The sequence below is a fragment of the Streptomyces sp. CWNU-52B genome, assembly GCF_047444975.1.
In the GTDB taxonomy this organism is placed as follows: domain Bacteria; phylum Actinomycetota; class Actinomycetes; order Streptomycetales; family Streptomycetaceae; genus Streptomyces.
On record NZ_JBLFJV010000024.1, the window covers coordinates 176,826 to 193,547 of the forward strand.

Annotated in this window: 14 protein-coding genes; 10 read left to right on the top strand and 4 right to left on the bottom strand. The window is 69.5% G+C overall.

Going from position 1 to position 16,722, the window contains the following annotated elements:
• Positions 1-5: 5 nt before the first annotated feature.
• Positions 6-950: a LysR substrate-binding domain-containing protein gene (locus tag ACLVWQ_RS24010; RefSeq protein WP_414111211.1), complete on the bottom strand. Its 945-nt coding sequence runs from the start codon at positions 948-950 to the stop codon at positions 6-8.
• Positions 951-1,080: 130 nt separating this feature from the next.
• Here ACLVWQ_RS24010 and ACLVWQ_RS24015 point away from each other — a divergent pair, with 130 nt between their 5' ends.
• From ACLVWQ_RS24015 to ACLVWQ_RS24030, 4 genes are all read left to right on the top strand, one after another.
• Complete coding sequence (locus tag ACLVWQ_RS24015; RefSeq protein WP_414111212.1) at positions 1,081-2,019, top strand: NAD-dependent epimerase/dehydratase family protein; 939 nt, start codon at positions 1,081-1,083, stop codon at positions 2,017-2,019.
• A 28-nt stretch (positions 2,020-2,047) separates the two neighbouring features.
• Positions 2,048-2,590: a dinucleotide-binding protein gene (locus ACLVWQ_RS24020; protein ID WP_414111213.1), complete on the top strand. Its 543-nt coding sequence runs from the start codon at positions 2,048-2,050 to the stop codon at positions 2,588-2,590.
• A 55-nt stretch (positions 2,591-2,645) separates the two neighbouring features.
• On the top strand, positions 2,646-3,149 hold the full coding sequence (locus ACLVWQ_RS24025) for an SRPBCC family protein (protein ID WP_414111214.1): 504 nt from the start codon (positions 2,646-2,648) through the stop codon (positions 3,147-3,149).
• Positions 3,150-3,212: 63 nt separating this feature from the next.
• A complete protein-coding gene (locus ACLVWQ_RS24030; protein WP_414111215.1) occupies positions 3,213-3,710 on the top strand; it encodes an SRPBCC domain-containing protein in 498 nt (165 codons plus the stop codon).
• 60 nt (positions 3,711-3,770) lie between these two features.
• Here the strand turns inward: ACLVWQ_RS24030 and ACLVWQ_RS24035 are convergent, their stop codons facing one another.
• Positions 3,771-4,253 (bottom strand): VOC family protein, encoded by a 483-nt coding sequence (locus ACLVWQ_RS24035; RefSeq protein ID WP_414111216.1) that lies wholly within the window; start codon positions 4,251-4,253, stop codon positions 3,771-3,773.
• 207 nt (positions 4,254-4,460) lie between these two features.
• Here ACLVWQ_RS24035 and ACLVWQ_RS24040 point away from each other — a divergent pair, with 207 nt between their 5' ends.
• Positions 4,461-7,466, top strand: a complete 3,006-nt coding sequence (locus tag ACLVWQ_RS24040; protein WP_414111217.1) for a bifunctional [glutamine synthetase] adenylyltransferase/[glutamine synthetase]-adenylyl-L-tyrosine phosphorylase — start codon at positions 4,461-4,463, stop codon at positions 7,464-7,466.
• Between the two features lie 12 nt (positions 7,467-7,478).
• Here ACLVWQ_RS24040 and ACLVWQ_RS24045 read toward each other — a convergent pair whose 3' ends face one another.
• Positions 7,479-8,414, bottom strand: a complete 936-nt coding sequence (locus ACLVWQ_RS24045) for a phosphatase PAP2 family protein (RefSeq protein WP_414111218.1) — start codon at positions 8,412-8,414, stop codon at positions 7,479-7,481.
• A gap of 107 nt (positions 8,415-8,521) precedes the next feature.
• Positions 8,522-9,556, bottom strand: a complete 1,035-nt coding sequence (locus ACLVWQ_RS24050) for a LacI family DNA-binding transcriptional regulator (protein ID WP_414111219.1) — start codon at positions 9,554-9,556, stop codon at positions 8,522-8,524.
• Positions 9,557-10,052: 496 nt separating this feature from the next.
• Here ACLVWQ_RS24050 and ACLVWQ_RS24055 point away from each other — a divergent pair, with 496 nt between their 5' ends.
• The 5 genes from ACLVWQ_RS24055 to ACLVWQ_RS24075 all read left to right on the top strand — a co-directional run bounded on the left by ACLVWQ_RS24055 (position 10,053) and on the right by ACLVWQ_RS24075 (position 16,655).
• Positions 10,053-11,327, top strand: a complete 1,275-nt coding sequence (locus tag ACLVWQ_RS24055; RefSeq protein ID WP_414111220.1) for an extracellular solute-binding protein — start codon at positions 10,053-10,055, stop codon at positions 11,325-11,327.
• Between the two features lie 103 nt (positions 11,328-11,430).
• Positions 11,431-12,435, top strand: coding sequence for a carbohydrate ABC transporter permease (locus tag ACLVWQ_RS24060; RefSeq protein WP_414111221.1), 1,005 nt, complete (start codon positions 11,431-11,433; stop codon positions 12,433-12,435).
• Between the two features lie 13 nt (positions 12,436-12,448).
• On the top strand, positions 12,449-13,360 hold the full coding sequence (locus tag ACLVWQ_RS24065) for a sugar ABC transporter permease (RefSeq protein WP_414111222.1): 912 nt from the start codon (positions 12,449-12,451) through the stop codon (positions 13,358-13,360).
• Between the two features lie 54 nt (positions 13,361-13,414).
• Entirely contained in the window at positions 13,415-15,100 is a 1,686-nt protein-coding gene (locus ACLVWQ_RS24070; RefSeq protein ID WP_414111223.1) for a glycoside hydrolase family 13 protein, read from the top strand.
• Positions 15,101-15,272: 172 nt separating this feature from the next.
• The gene (locus tag ACLVWQ_RS24075) at positions 15,273-16,655 is read left to right on the top strand and encodes an alpha-amylase (RefSeq protein WP_414111225.1); all 1,383 of its coding nucleotides are present in this window, start codon (positions 15,273-15,275) and stop codon (positions 16,653-16,655) included.
• Positions 16,656-16,722: the final 67 nt, after the last annotated feature.

Here is a 16,722-nt window from a genome sequence, read left to right on the forward strand (position 1 = left end):
TGAACCTACGGCGTGGGCGTGGGCGCGGCCGTGGCCGTGGTCGCGGGGTCCGTGAGCTGCGTGCGTACGCCGCGAGGTACGCGTACGCCGTGACCGCGCAGGTCGGCGATGAAGCGCGCGGTCAGTGGGTCCGGTTCCGTGGGTGTCACCGCCACCAGTTGTCTGGCCCACCGCGGTGAGAACGACCGCACCGCGCCAGGGAAGCCGTCGCTGAGCGCGCTCACGGGACACACCGCGACGCCCAGACCTGCGGCCGCCAGTTGGGGTGCCGCGGCGGTCACCGATGTCCTCATCACCGTCTCGGGGTGGACCCCGGCGCGGGCGAGGGACTGGTCGAGCCAGACGCTGAGGCCGTTGTCCGCCGCGAAGTGGACGAGTGGCACGCCTTCGAGGTCCTCGATGCCTACCGTCGGCTGCTCGGCCAGCGGGTGGCCGGTGGGCGCCGCCAGCACGATCTCCTCCTCGGCGACGGGGGTGACCGTGAAGCGGCCGGGCGGCGGGGCGGACATCAGCACCACGTCGACCTCGTCGGAGTCGAGGAAGCCCAGGATCTCGTCCATCGAGGTGGATTCGCGCAGGGTGATCGCCACCTCCGGACGGCGCCGGTGCCACTGGCGCATGACCGGGGCGAGCAGCGTCACCGTGAGGCTCTGCGCACAGGCCAGCCGCAGGACCCCGCCGGCCGCCTGACCCGCCGCACGCGCCGACCTCACCGCGGCGGCGGCCGCCTCGATCGCCCGTCTGGCGTCCGCGACGGCGGCGCGCCCCGCGGGGGTGAGCTTGACCCCTCGGGGTTCGCGGCGCAGCAGGGTCGTCCGGGTCTCGCGTTCGAGCACGGCGATCTGGTGGGAGACCGCGGGTTGCGACGAGTGCAGCAGCAGGGCGGCCTGCGTGATGGACCCGGAGTCCGCGACCGCGACAAGGCACTCCAGCGCCCGAAGAGAAGTCATCCATTTATTTTATCGCAGACCTTCCAACCATGAATCGCTTCGAGGGAAGACCTTCGGGGTCGTCCATTGCTACAGCTCACGAGACCTTTTCACCGACACGGATTCACCGACACAGACCGAGGAGATATTCATGGCGCACGCGTTCGTCACGGGCGGTTCGGGGTTCATCGGCCGGGCGCTGGTACGGCGGCTCCTCGGCGAGGGCCACACGGTCCGCGTCCTGGTCCGGAGCGAGGTGTCGGCCGCCAAGGTCTCGGCGCTGGGTGCCGAGCCCGTACGGGGCGAGTTGACCGACCCGGCCACGTGGCAGGAGGCGGTGGTGGGCAGCGACGTGGTGTTCCACCTGGCCGCCGAGACCGACGTCACCGCTGACCGAGAGCGTCATGAACTGGTGTCGGTCCGCGGCACTCGGGCAGCCGTCGACGCGGCCCGCCACGCGCGGGTCCCCCGGTTCGTCCACTGCGGGAGCGAAGCCGCGCTGCTCGCCGGCGACCCGCTCGTGGAGGTCGACGAGACCGCGCCACTGCGGCCCGACTCGGAAGCTGCCTACTGCGCGGTGAAGGCCGTCGCGGAGCGGATCGTGCTCGACGCGAACACCCCGGAGTTCGCCACGGTGTCGATCCGCCCGAGGTTCGTCTGGGGCCCCGACAGCATCCTCGTCGACGGACTGGTGGCGGCGGCGAAGGCGGGGCGGTTCGCCTGGATCGACGGCGGCCGGCACACGACGGACGTCACGTTCGTCGAGAACGCCGTCGAAGGACTCGTCCTCGGCTGGCTGCGCGGCCGGCCGGGCGAGGCCTACTTCGTCACCGACCGGCACCGCGTCGACCTGCGCGAGTTCATGGAGACGCTGTTCGAGATCCATGGCGTCGAGACCAATGGCGTCGACACGCCGATCCCGGACCTGGACGCCGAGACTGCCGTGCGAGAGATCCCTGTTCCCGTTCGGTGGTTCCTCGGGCAGCCGTGCACCTTGCGGACGGAAAAGGCCGTGGCCGAGCTGGGATACGAGCCTGTCGTGTCGCAGGCCGCGGGCCTGGACGCGGTCAGGAATTCCGTGGCCGTGTAAGCGGCACATTCAGAAAAAGGAGATCGAAATGAAGATTGTCACCATCGGAAGAGGAACGATCGGCGGAGGGCTCGGCGACCTCTGGCGGGCGGCGGGTCATGACGTCACCGGGCTCGGCCGTGACGGCGGGGACGCGTCGGACGCCGACGTCGTGCTGGTCGCCGTACCCGGCGACAAGATCTCGGCCGCCCTGAGCACGGTGACCGGACTTGAGGGAAAGATCGCGATCGACGCGACGAACATCCTGCCCGCGCGGCACGGCGCGTTCCCGTCGTACGCCGAGGAAGTGCAGTCCTTCACCCGCGGCCCGGTGGCCAAGAGCTTCAACATGAACTTCGGCGCGCTGTTCGGCGCGGTGCGTGAGCAGCGCGTACGGCCGAGCAATTGGTATGTCGCGGACGACGGCGCCACCGAGGTCACCGAGCGGCTCATCCGCGACGCCGGTTACGACCCGGTGCGCGTCGGAGATCTCTCGCGGGCCCGTGACTTCGAGAACGCGGTCTGGCTGCTCATGGGCAGCCGGCCGGTCGGCGGCGTGTTCTACCGGTTCGCCGTTCCGGGTGAGCTCTGACCGAATCAGTTAATTCTCTCGAAACATCGAAACATCCAAGAAGGAGAAACAGCCGATGTACGAAAAGGTGAACTGGCCCGAGCGGTACGACCCGAAGAGCTCGGCCATCTACGCGCTCAACGACATCGACGTGAAGGCGCCGCCCGAAGTGGTCTGGAAGCTGCTCGTCGACGCCGAGAACTGGTGGAGCTACTTTCCTCCCGAGGACCAGGTCAAGATCCTGAGCGGTGAGCCGGAGCTGACTCTCGGAACCAAGTACAGCCGGGTGACGGTCGGGTTCCCGATGAGCCTGAATGTCACGGAGTACGAAGAATTCAGCAGGCTCGCGTGGGAGACGGTGGTCGACGGCGACGAAACCGGTTCGAGCGCGTACCACGGCTGGGTCGTCACGCCCACGGACGACGGCTGTCACGTGCTGACCGAGGAGACGCAGCAGGGCCCCTTCTTCCTCGAAGAGCTCGGGCGCAAGAACCCCGGTGCGCTCTACCGCTACCACCAGGACTGGATCGAACGCCTGGCCCGCGCCGCCGAGACGGAAGCGGCGAAGCGCGCGGGCTGATCCGCCTTTCCCTTCAACGTGCTCAACCAACGTGCTCAACACACGCAACATACGGAGATCGATGTGTTCGAAGCAGTGAATTGGCCGGCAGCCATGGTGCCCAGCCGGTCTCCGATCCACTTCACCAACGAACTGGAGGTCGCTGCCTCTCCGGAAATGGTCTGGTCCCTGCTGGTGGATCCCGAGGCCTGGCCCCTCTTCTACCCGGGAGTCGAGCACGTCGAGCTGCTCGACGGCCATGACTCGCTCAGGCTCGGTACGCGGTTCGAGACCAATCTCGCCGGCCAGGACGTCTTCGCGTCCGTGCAGGAATTCGAACCTGTCACGCGGATCGCCTGGGGCGGCCACCCCAAGGCCGCGGAGGATTCAAAGGCCCATCACGCCTGGATCATCACCCCCACGCCGAAGGGATGCCATCTCTGGACCGAGGAGACGATGCAGGGACCGTTCTGGATCGAATTGGCGAAGGCGGCGCCGGACGTTTTCTGGCGCACGCACGAGCAACTCCTCGCGGCACTGGCCAAGGTCGCGACGGAGCACGAGGGCGCTCTCGCCGGATGAGTACCCAGCCCGTCCTGGGGGTTGCCGGCTGGCGTTCACGCTGACCGGTGACCGCGACCGTCACCGTGACGGTGCCTGTCCCTGTTCCTGTACCTGTCCCTGTCCCTGTCCCTGTGTCGCCAGGTCCGTCAGCAGCTTGTGCAGGGGCTTCGTCGCGCGCTCGCGGAACTCCTGGACCGCCCAGCCGTTGCCGTCCGGGTCCGTGAAGTACATGAAGGTGCCGCCGTCCTGGGGCGCGTACTGGACGGGCTCGGTGATCTCCAGGCCCCGCGCGGTCAGCTCCTCGTACGCGGCCTTGGCGTCCGCGACGACCAGCTGCATGCCGTGGTACGTGCCGGGGCGTGGGGTTCCCGTCGGGCTGGGGATCCCCTCGGCGAGCGCGATCGAACAGCCCGAACCGGGAGGTGTCAGCTGGACCACGCGCGCACCCGGCATCACCTCCGCGTCGAGGTCGACGTGGAAGCCGACCTTGTCCTGGTAGAAGGACTTCGCCCGGTCGATGTCGGTGACCGGCAGCAGGACCACTTCAAGGGCCATGTCCATGGAACGACTCCTCTGTCGTGCGGCTACCCGTACCTCCCACCGAAGCCGAAAACGGCCCCCCGCGCCAGGCGGGGAGCCGTCACGGACGATCGCCCGTACGTGCCCCGGCGCTTCCCCGGGGCTCTGCGGTTAGGCTCAAGGCCGTACGACCTTGATCGTGCGGAGCGCGCGGATTCGCGCGGAGCGTGTGGGAGGACGGAGACGGGAATGTCGGTGCCGGGGCGCAGGAGCAGTACCTTCTCTCGGCTGCTGCGGCACGGTTTCACCGATCCGTCGGCCGCCGAGCGGCTGCTGGACAGCCCGGAGCTCGCGGCGGTGACGAACGACCCGGTGCTGTTCGACGCGCTCGGGGCCACCGCCGACCCGGATCTGGCCCTGCTCGGACTCGTCCGGATCGTCGAGGCCCAGGAGGACGACGCGGGGCGGCGCGAACTGCTCGACACGCTGATCGCGGCGAAGCCGCTGCGCGACCGGCTGCTCGGGGTGCTCGGCGCGTCCGACGCGCTCGGCGACCACCTCGCGCGCCATCCGCTCGACTGGCAGGCCCTCGTCACGTACGAGCCGCAGGACCTGCACCCGGGCCTGGCCGAGTTCGAACGCGGACTCGCCGAGGCGACCGACCCCGTGTCGCTGCGGGTCGCCTACCGGCGGTGCCTGCTGTCCATCGCCGCCCGTGACGTGTGCGGGACGACCGACGTCACGCAGGCCGCGGCGGAACTCGCCGACCTCGCGACCGCCACCCTGCGCGCCGCGCTCTCCCTCGCGCAGGCCGCCGCGCCCGCGGACGCCCGGATCTGCCGGCTCGCGGTGATCGCCATGGGCAAGTGCGGCGGCCATGAGCTGAACTACGTCTCCGACGTCGACGTCATCTTCGTCGGTGAGCCCGCCGACGGTGTGGACGGCGCCGACGAGGACGAGGCGATGCGGGCCGCCACCCGGCTCGCGGCCCATCTGATGCGGATCTGCTCCGAGACCACCGTCGAGGGATCCATCTGGCCCGTCGACGCCAACCTGCGGCCCGAGGGACGCAACGGCCCGCTCGTGCGGACGCTCAGCAGCCACCTCGCCTACTACCAGCGCTGGGCCAAGACCTGGGAGTTCCAGGCCCTGTTGAAGGCGCGGGCCGTCGCGGGGGACACCGAGCTGGGCGAGAAGTACGTCGCCACCCTGTCCCCGATGGTCTGGCAGGTCGCCGAGCGGGACAACTTCGTCGCCGACGTGCAGAAGATGCGGCGGCGCGTCGTCGAGAACATTCCGCCCGCCGAGATCGAGCGGGAGCTGAAGCTCGGGCCCGGCGGACTGCGGGACGTCGAGTTCGCCGTGCAGATGCTGCAGTTGGTGCACGGGAAGGTCGACACGTCGTTGCGCAGCGGCACCACGCTGGACGCCCTGAAGGCGTTGGCCGCGGGCGGGTACGTGGGGCGCGTCGACGCCGTGCAGTTCGACGAGGCCTACCGGTTCCTGCGGTCCATGGAGCACCGCATACAGCTCTTCCGGCTGCGGCGCACCCATCTCGTGCCCGAGGACGACGCCGATCTGCGGCGCATCGGACGGTCGTTGGGGCTGCGCACCGACCCCGTCGCCGAGCTGACCCGTGAGTGGAAGCGGCACGCCGGGGTGGTGCGGCGGCTGCACGAGAAGCTCTTCTACCGGCCGCTGCTCGACGCCGTCGCCCAACTCGCGCCCGGCGAGAGCCGGTTGAGTCCGGGTGCGGCACGCGAGCGGCTGGTCGCCCTGGGGTACGCGGACCCGGCCGCCGCGCTCAGGCACCTGGAGGCGCTGGCCTCCGGGGTCTCCCGCAAGGCGGCCATCCAACGGACCCTGCTGCCCGTCCTGTTGGGCTGGTTCGCCGAATCCGCCGACCCCGACGCGGGGCTGCTCAACTTCCGCAAGGTCTCCGACGCGCTCGGCAAGACGCCCTGGTACCTGCGGCTGCTGCGGGACGAGGGGGCCGCCGCCGAGAACCTCGCGCGGGTCCTGTCCGCGGGCCGGCTCGCCCCCGACCTGCTGCTGCGGGCGCCCGAGGCCGTGGCCCTGCTCGGCAACGGGTCGGGCGGCGGGCTCGTTTCCCGGACCCGCGCCCACCTGGAGCAGGAGATCCTCTCCGCGGTGGGCCGGGCCGGCAAGGGGGAGGCCGCGGTCACCGCCGCGCGTGGCGTCCGGCGCCGGGAGCTGTTCCGTACGGCCGCCATCGACATCGTCAGCTCGTACGGCACCGAGGAGACACCGGCCGACCCCGAGCAGGGCGCGCTGGTGGACCTGGTCGGCGGCGCCATCTCGGACCTGACGGCGGCGACGCTCGCCGGCACCCTGCGGGCCGTCGTCCGCGACGGCTGGGGCGAGACCCTGCCCACGCGCTTCGCCGTCATCGGCATGGGCCGCTTCGGCGGCCACGAGATGGGTTACGGGTCCGACGCGGACGTGCTGTTCGTGCACGAGCCCCGCGAGGGCGTGCGCGAGGAGGAGGCCGCGCGGGCCGCCAACACCGTCGTCTCCGAGATGCGCAGGCTGCTGCAGATCTCCAGCGCCGACCCACCGCTGCTGGTCGACGCCGACCTGCGGCCGGAGGGCAAGTCAGGTCCGCTCGTACGGACGTTGAAGTCCTACGAGGCCTACTACCGCCGCTGGTCGCTCGGATGGGAGTCGCAGGCGCTGCTGCGGGCCGAAGTCGTCGCAGGGGACGCGGAGCTGGGCCGGCGGTTCCTGGACATCGCCGATCCGCTGCGGTACCCCGCACAGGGGCTGGGCGACGACGCCGTACGGGAGATCCGGCGGCTGAAGGCCCGGATGGAGACCGAGCGGATGCCCCGCGGGGCCGATCCGACGCTGCACACCAAGCTGGGGCGCGGCGGGCTGTCCGACGTGGAGTGGACCGTGCAGTTGCTGCAGCTGCGGCACGGCTCGGCGGAGCCGGGGCTGCGGACCACGCGTACCCGCGAGGCGCTCGCCGCGGCGTGCGCGGCGGAGCTGATGTCCGGGGAGGACGCCGGGACCCTGGACGAGGCGTGGGTGCTGGCGACCCGGGTGCGCAACGCGGTGATGCTGGTGCGCGGGCGGGCGGGCGACACCTTCCCGTCCGACGGGCGGGAGCTCGCCGCGGTGGGCAGGTACCTGGGGTACGGGCCGGGGCACGTGGGGGACATGCTCGACGACTACCGGCGCACGACACGCCGAGCACGGGCCGTGGTGGACGAGCTGTTCTACGGGGGCTGAGCACACGGTGTGCTACCCGCCGCCCTCGCCCCTTCTGTCCCTCCCGCCCCGCTCGGCGGCCGGTGAGGGCAGGCGCTCGTTCCCGGCCGGGAAGGCACCCTTCGGCGGGACCAGGCGCGGGACCAGGCGCGGGAGTGCGTGCGGCAGGGCGCCGTACCAGAGCCTCGCCACCGTGAAGCCGAAGGCCAGGCAGATCATGCCGCCCACCGCGTCCAGCCAGAAGTGGTTGGCCGTGGCCACGATGACCACCAGGGTCGCCGTGGGGTAGAGCAGGCCCAGGACGCGGACCCACGGGACCGAGGCCAGCGCGAAGATCGTCAGGCCGCACCACAGGGACCAGCCGATGTGCATGGACGGCATCGCCGCGTACTGGTTCGACATGCTCTTCAGGTCGCCCGAGGCCATGGAGCCCCAGGTCTGGTGGACCACGACCGTGTCGACGAAGTCGTTGCCGTTCATCAGACGGGGCGGGGCCAGCGGATACAGGTAGTAACCGGCCAGGGCCACACCCGTGGTGGCGAAGAGGACCAGACGGGTCGCCGCGTACCGGCCCGGGTGGCTGCGGTAGAGCCACACCAGGACACCGAGGGTCACCACGAAATGCAGGGTCGCGTAGTAGTAGTTCATGCCGACGATCAGCCAGGTCACCGAGTTCACGGCGTGGTTGACGGACTCCTCCACGGCCAGCCCGAGGTGGTGCTCCGCGCGCCAGATCCAGTCGGCGTTCCGCAGGGCCTGGGCACGCTGTTCGGGGACGGCGTTACGGACCAGTGAGTACGTCCAGTAACTCACGCCGACGAGCAGGATCTCGAACCAGAGCCGGGGCCGGCGGGGCGTCCGCAGCCGCCGCAGGAGACGGTGTCCCGCGCGGCTGTCCGCGTCGTCCGCGACGGGCTGTGAAGGGGTCTGTTCCTGGCCTTCCAGAGTCGTCACGGTGCTCTCACCCATAAGACAGAGTCTGCCAGACGAGCCTTACTTCACCGATCATCCCTCGGGTGGGTCCTGGTCGCACGTCCTACGCCGGAGGTAGGTGACGTACGGCTTCCTTCTACTTCCTACGCACGATTTCGGTCCCCGGGGGACGAGGCCGTCGACCCCCGCACGACCAGTTCCGGCATGAACACGAACTCGCTGTGGGGCGCTGGTGTCCCGCCGATCTCCTCGAGGAGCGTGCGCACCGCGGCCTGGCCCATGGCGGGCACCGGCTTGCGGACCGTGGTCAGGGGCGGGTCGGTGAAGGCGATCAGCGGGGAGTCGTCGAAGCCGACCACGGAGATGTCCTTGGGGACGTCGAGGCCGCGCTGCCGCGCCGTCCGTATGGCGCCCAGCGCCATCATGTCGCTCGCGCACACGATCGCCGTGCAGTCACGGTCGATGAGCGCCGAGGTGGCCGCCTGCCCGCCCTCCAGCGTGTACAGCGAGTGCTGGACCAGTCGCTCCTCGATGTCGGAGGTGGCCAGGCCGAGCAGGTCCTGCATCGTCCGGACGAAGCCCTCGATCTTGCGCTGCACCGGCACGAACCGCTTGGGTCCCAGGGCGAGACCGATCCGGGTGTGGCCGAGCGAGACGAGGTGGGTGACCGCCAGAGCCATCGCCGCCCGGTCGTCCGGCGAGATGAAGGGCGCCTGCACCTTCGGTGAGAAACCGTCGATGAGGACGAACGGCACGCCCTGGCCGCGCAGTTGCTCGTAGCGCTGCATGTCCGCCGAGGTGTCCGCGTGCAGTCCGGAGACGAAGATGATGCCGGCGACCCCCCGGTCGACCAGCATCTCGGTCAGCTCGTCCTCGGTGGAGCCGCCCGGGGTCTGCGTCGCGAGCACCGGGGTGTAGCCCTGCCGGGTCAGCGCCTGGCCGATGACCTGGGCCAGGGCCGGGAATATCGGGTTCTCCAGCTCCGGGGTTATCAGCCCGACCAGCCCCGCGCTGCGCCGGCGCAGCCGTACGGGCCGTTCGTAGCCCAGTACGTCGAGTGCGGCCAGTACGGTCTGGCGGGTGGTGGCGGCGACGCCCGGTTTCCCGTTCAGGACCCGGCTGACGGTCGCCTCGCTCACCCCCGCCTGCGCTGCGATGTCGGCAAGCCGTGTGGTCACGGGACGGGACTGTACCGGCCGGGAAACGCCTTGCCCACCGGACGAACGCCGTGTGCGGGCACTGGGACGGCCCGCTCCGGGCTGCTGCGTCATCGCGTTCCCTCGTGTTCTGGTCGGCACCTGTGGTGCTGGTCGACCGATGTGGTCGGTGCGTGCGGTCCGTGTACGCCCGTGGCGCGCGGTGTTCTGCAAGGCGCCGATGGGCCGATGATCCCTGTGACGCACGGGTATGGCAAGAGCTTGCAGAGTCTTGCACATGGGCCCTGTACCCGGTGAACCGCCCTGTATCAAGGCTTCGGGGCGGCCGAGGGGAGGTCACGGCGGGGTAACTGTCCCTCGGTCTTGCACTTTTTTGCTGCAAGGTCTTTCGCGCCGCTTACATCGCTGTTACGTTCACGTCGCCCGGCGGCGGCAACGGTGCGGCCGGCGAGTCGGCAGGGACGGCGGACGGGTCCGCCCCCCTCAGCACACGGGCTTTCACCCTCAAGGAGAACTCATGCGGCGTGGCATAGCGGCCACCGCACTGGTGGCGTCCCTCGCCCTCGCGGCGACGGCCTGCGGCGGCGACAGCGACGACAGTGGCAAGGCGGACGGCCCGGTCACCATCACCTGGTGGGACACGTCCAACGCCACCAACGAGGCACCGACCTACAAGGCCCTCGCGAAGGAATTCGAGAAGGCCAACCCGGACATCAAGGTCAAGTACGTCAACGTGCCCTTCGACCAGGCGCAGAACAAGTTCGACACCGCCGCGGGGTCCAAGGGCGCCCCGGACATCCTGCGCTCCGAGGTCGGCTGGACCCCCGCGTTCGCCAAGAAGGGCTTCTTCCTGCCGCTCGACGGCACCGAGGCCCTCGCGGAGCAGGACAAGTTCCAGTCCAGCCTGATCGAGCAGGCCAAGTACGAGGGCAAGACGTACGGCGTGCCGCTGGTCACCGACACCCTCGCGCTGGTCTACAACAAGGCGCTCTTCGAGAAGGCCGGCATCGACGGGGCGCCCGCCACCTGGGCCGACCTCAAGAAGGACGCCGCCACCGTCAAGTCGAAGACCGGCGTCGACGGCTACTGGGGCTCCACGCAGGCCTACTACGCCCAGCCGTTCCTCTACGGCGAGGGCACCGACACGGTCGACGCCGGCGCCAAGAAGGTCACCGTCGACTCGCCCGCGGCGGTCAAGGGGTACGAGACCTGGCAGGGCCTGTTCGACGGCAAGGGCCTGCACAAGGCCGACACCACCGCCGACGCGTACGCCCACATCCAGGACGCCTTCGTCAACGGCAAGGTCGCCTCGATCATCCAGGGCCCGTGGGAGATCACGAACTTCTACCAGGGCTCGGCCTTCAAGGACAAGGGCAACCTCGGTATCGCCACCGTCCCGGCCGGCGGCAGCGGCAAGGCGGGCGCCCCGACCGGCGGCCACAACCTGTCCGTGTACGCGGGTTCGGACAAGGCCCACCAGGACGCCTCGCTGAAGTTCCTGAAGTTCATGACCTCGGCGAAGTCCCAGGAGACCGTCGCGCTCAAGAACTCCACGCTGCCGACCCGCGACGACGCCTACACCACCGAGGTCAAGTCCGACCCGGGCATCGCCGGCTACCAGGGCGTCCTCGCCGCCGCCCAGCCGCGTCCGGCACTGCCCGAGTACAGCTCGCTGTGGGGTCCGCTCGACACCGAGCTCCCGAAGATCGCCGGCGGCAAGGTGTCCCTCGACAAGGGCCTGAGCAGCGCGGAGACCTCGATCGCCAAGCTGGTCCCGGACTTCAGCAAGTGAGCCCTGGTGGCCGCCGGACCCGGCGGCCACCGGCCCTGTCTCTGCCCTGTCTCCGAGCAGCCAGCCCCCGAGCAGCCACTGATTTTCCAGAAGGTGTCGAACCATGACAGTCGTCATCGACCGCGCGACCGGCAGGCGCCGCGGTGACCGGGCCCCGCGCCCCGGCCCCCTCCAGCGCCTGAAGCACGCGTACCAGAAGTACTGGTACGCGTACGCGATGACCGCCCCGGTGGTCGTCGTGCTCGGGGTGCTGGTGCTCTATCCGCTGGTGCGCGGCATCTATCTGACGTTCACCGACGCCAACAGCCTCAACTCGGCCCGCACGATCGGCGTCAACCACATCGACGCCACGTACAAGTTCATCGGCCTGGACAACTACGCGGACATTCTGTGGGGCCCGACCGCCTACGACCGCTTCTGGTCGCACTTCATCTGGACGATCGTGTGGACGGCCGTGTGCGTGCTGCTCCACTACGCCATAGGCCTCGGCCTCGCGCTGCTGCTCAACCAGAAGCTGCGCGGCCGGACCTTCTACCGGCTGATCCTCGTCCTGCCGTGGGCCGTGCCGACGTTCGTCACCGTCTTCGGCTGGCGGTTCATGCTCGCCGACGGCGGCATCATCAACTCCGTGCTCGACGCGGTGCATCTGCCGTCACCGCTGTGGCTGGAGGACACCTTCTGGCAGCGGTTCGCCGCCATCATGGTCAACACCTGGTGCGGAGTGCCGTTCATGATGGTCTCGCTGCTCGGCGGACTGCAGTCCATCGACAGCGTCCTGTACGAGGCGGCCGAGATGGACGGCGCCAACGCCTGGCAGCGCTTCCGGCACGTGACCCTGCCGGGTCTGCAGTCGGTCAGCTCCACCGTCGTACTGCTCGGCGTCATCTGGACGTTCAACCAGTTCGCCATCATCTTCCTGCTCTTCGGCGACACCGCGCCGGACGCGCAGATCCTCGTCACCTGGGCCTACTACCTGGGCTTCGGCCAACAGCCGCGCGACTACGCGCAGTCCGCCGCGTACGGCGTCCTGCTGCTGTCCATCCTGATCGTCTTCACCTCCGTCTACCGCCGCTGGCTGGCCCGCAACGAGCAGCAGCTCGCGATCTGAGGCAGGAGTCCCCATGAGCACCACGACAGTCACGACCCCCGCCCCGGCCGACAAGGTCCCCGCGGGCACCGGGGCGGCGGGCAAGGGACCGCGGCGCGGTGAACGCAGCCGCGCCGGAGCCCTGACCTCGCACGGCATCCTCGGCGTCGCGAGCCTGATCGCGCTCTTCCCGATCGTCTGGCTGATCTATCTGTCCCTCGGCCCGGACAAGGACGACTATCTGCACCCCGGGGGCATCCTCGGCAAGATGACGTTCGACAACTACACGTTCGTGTTGCGGCACACGCCGTTCTTCGACTGGCTGAAGAGCACACTCATCGTGTCGCTCGGCACGACCGTCATCGGCGTCCTGGTCGCGGCCACCACCGGGTACGCGGTCTCGCGCATGCGTTTCCCCGGCTACAAGAAGTTCATGTGGGTGCTGCTGGTGACCCAGATGTTCCCGGTCGCCGTCCTGATGGTCCCGATGTACGAGATCCTCAGCGAACTCCAGCTCATCGACAACTACGTCGGCCTGATCCTCATCTACTGCTCGACGGCCGTGCCGTACTGCGCCTGGCTGCTCAAGGGCTACTTCGACACCATCCCCTTCGAGATCGACGAGGCGGGGCGCGTCGACGGTCTCTCGCCCTTCGGCACGTTCGCGCGGCTGATCCTGCCGCTCGCCAAGCCGGGCCTGGCCGTCGCCGCGTTCTACAGCTTCATCACCGCGTTCGGCGAGGTCGCGTTCGCGTCGACGTTCATGCTGTCCGACACGAAGTACACGTTCGCGGTCGGGCTGCAGAGCTTCGTCAGCGAGCACGACGCGCAGCGCAACCTGATGGCCGCGACGGCCGTGCTGGTGGCCATTCCGGTCTCCGCGTTCTTCTACCTTGTGCAGAAGAACCTGGTCACCGGCCTGACCGCGGGCGGCACGAAGGGGTGACCCCTCCCCGTGTCTGAATCTGATCGTGTGACTCCGTTACGTATCAAGGAAGTTATGAGCCAGCAGCACTCCGCCGACTCGGCGCCGAACTCCGCTCTCGCCACCGTGGCCGACCGTCGCGACTGGTGGCGCGACGCGGTGATCTACCAGGTCTATCCGCGCAGCTTCGCCGACAGCAACGGCGACGGCATGGGCGATCTGGCGGGCGTACGTTCCCGACTCCCGTACCTGCGCGACCTGGGCGTGGACGCCGTGTGGCTCAGCCCCTTCTACGCCTCGCCGCAGGCCGACGCGGGCTACGACGTGGCGGACTACCGGGCGGTCGACCCCATGTTCGGCACCCTGCTCGACGCCGACGCGCTGATCCGCGACGCCCACGAACTGGACCTGAGGGTCATCGTCGACGTCGTCCCCAACCACTCCTCCGACCAGCACGAGTGGTTCAAGCGGGCCCTCGCGGAGGGGCCGGGCTCGCCGTCGCGGGAGCGCTACCACTTCCGGGCCGGGCAGGGCGAGCACGGCGAACTGCCGCCCAACGACTGGGAGTCCATCTTCGGCGGCCCCGCCTGGACCCGCGTCACCGAGCCGGACGGCACCCCGGGCGAGTGGTACCTCCACCTCTTCGCGCCCGAGCAGCCCGACTTCGACTGGGACCACCCGGCGGTCGCCGACGAGTTCCGCTCGATCCTGCGGTTCTGGCTCGACATGGGCGTGGACGGCTTCCGCATCGACGTGGCCCACGGCCTGGTGAAGGCGGCGGGGCTGCCCGACCTCGGATCCCACGAGCAGCTGAAGCTCCTGGGCAACGATGTCATGCCGTTCTTCGACCAGGACGGCGTGCACGAGATCTACCGCCAGTGGCGCGTGGTGCTCGACGAGTACTCGGGCGACCGCATCTTCGTCGCCGAGGCGTGGACGCCGACCATCGAGCGCACCGCCAACTACGTGCGCCCCGACGAACTCCACCAGGCCTTCAACTTCCAGTACCTGAGCACCCATTGGGACGCCGAGGAGCTGCGTTCCTGTGTCGACCGCACCCTCGATGCGATGCGTCCCGTGGGCGCCCCCGCCACCTGGGTGCTCTCCAACCACGACGTGACCCGGCACGCGACGCGGTTCGCCAACCCGGCCGGGCTCGGCACCCAGATCCGTACCGCGGGGGACCGTGAACTGGGCCTGCGCCGGGCGCGCGCGGCGACCCTGCTGATGCTCGCGCTGCCCGGGTCCGCGTACCTGTACCAGGGCGAGGAGCTGGGGCTGCCGGACGTCGTCGACCTGCCGGACGAGGTCCGCCAGGACCCCGCGTACTTCCGCGGCGCAGGACAGGACGGGTTCCGCGACGGGTGCCGGGTGCCGATCCCGTGGAGCCGCGAGGGTTCCTCGTACGGGTTCGGCAGCGGCGGCAGCTGGCTCCCGCAGCCCGCCGGGTGGGGCGAGTCGAGCGTCGAGGCGCAGGCCGGTGTCGCCGGCTCGACCCTTGAGCTGTACCGGTCCGCGCTCGCCGTGCGGAGCGAGCGGGCCGACCTCGGCGCGGGCGACCGTGTCGAGTGGCTGGAGGCGCCCGCGGGCGTCCTCGCCTTCCGCCGCGGGGCGTTCGTGTGCACCGCCAACACCGCGGGCGAGGCGGTGACCGTCAGCTCCTACGGGCGGGTGCTGCTCGCGAGCGGCGAGGTGACCGTGACGGACGACGGCGAGGCGAAGCTGCCCGCCGACGTCACCGTGTGGTGGACCGCGGGCTGAGGCCACCCGGCAAGCGTGCCCAAACCGGTCTCAACGGACCGGCTCTGCAAGAACTTTCAGGAATTTTCGGAAGCCCGCCTTCCCCTTTGGGAGGCGGGCTTCTACGATCTGCGGCACCGCACAGCTGCTGAATGTTGCAGCAAGAACCTTCAACGGAGAAGGGATCCCCCACATGGCCAAGAGAGCTCTCTCCTGCGCGCTCGGCCTGGCGGCCGCCGTGCTCGTCGTCCCCGCGAGCACCGCAGGCACCGCCCAGGCCTCCCCGCCCGGCACCAAGGACGTCACCGCCGTCCTCTTCGAGTGGAACTTCGCGTCCGTGGCGAAGGAGTGCACCAACCGGCTGGGCCCCGCCGGTTACGGATACGTCCAGGTCTCGCCGCCCGCCGAGCACATACAGGGCTCGCAGTGGTGGACCTCGTACCAGCCCGTCAGCTACAAGATCGCCGGCCGGCTCGGTGACCGTACGGCCTTCCAGAACATGGTCAACACGTGTCACTCGGCCGGTGTGAAGGTCGTCGCGGACACCGTGATCAACCACATGTCGGCGGGCAGCGGCACCGGTACGGGCGGCTCGTCCTACACGAAGTACGACTACCCGGGCCTGTACTCCGCGCCCGACTTCGACAACTGCACCTCGCAGATCAGCAACTACCAGGACCGCGCGAACGTCCAGAACTGCGAACTCGTCGGGCTGGCCGACCTGGACACCGGCGAGGAGTACGTCCGCTCCGCCATCGCGAAGTACCTCAACGACCTGCTCTCGCTCGGCGTCGACGGATTCCGCGTCGACGCGGCCAAGCACATCCCCGAGACCGACCTCGCCAACATCAAGGGCAGGCTGAGCAATTCGTCCGCCTACTGGAAGCAGGAGGCCATCTACGGCGCCGGCGAGGCGGTCCAGCCCAGCGAGTACACCGGCACCGGTGACGTGCAGGAGTTCCGGTACGCGTTCGACCTCAAGCGGGTCTTCAACAACGAGAACCTCGCCTACCTGAAGAACTACGGGGAGGGCTGGGGGTACATGAGCAGCGGCGTCTCGGCCGTCTTCGTCGACAACCACGACACCGAGCGCAACGGCTCCACGCTGAGCTACAAGGACAACGCCAACTACACCCTGGCCAACGTCTTCATGCTGGCGTACCCGTACGGCGCGCCCGACATCAACTCCGGTTACGAGTTCTCGTCCACGGACGCGGGGCCGCCCAACGGCGGGTCGGTCAACGCCTGTTACCAGGACGGCTGGAAGTGCCAGCACGCCTGGACCGAGATCCAGTCGATGGTCGCCTTCCGCAACGCCGTGCGGGGTGAGTCGCTCACGAACTGGTGGGACAACGGCGCGGACGCGATCGCCTTCGGCCGGGGTGGCAAGGGTTTCGTGGCCATCAACCACGAGTCGTCCTCGCTGACCCGGACGTATCAGACCTCGCTGGCGGCGGGCACGTACTGCAATGTGCAGGCCAACACGACGGTGACGGTGAACGGGTCGGGGCAGTTGACCGCGACGCTCGGGGCCAACACGGCGCTGGCGGTGTACGCGGGCAAGCCGAACTGCTGAACGGTTGTTCGGCTGCGGGTGGGTGGGGGCTGGTCGCGCTTCCCTGCGGGGCTTGGGCCGTTGTTGG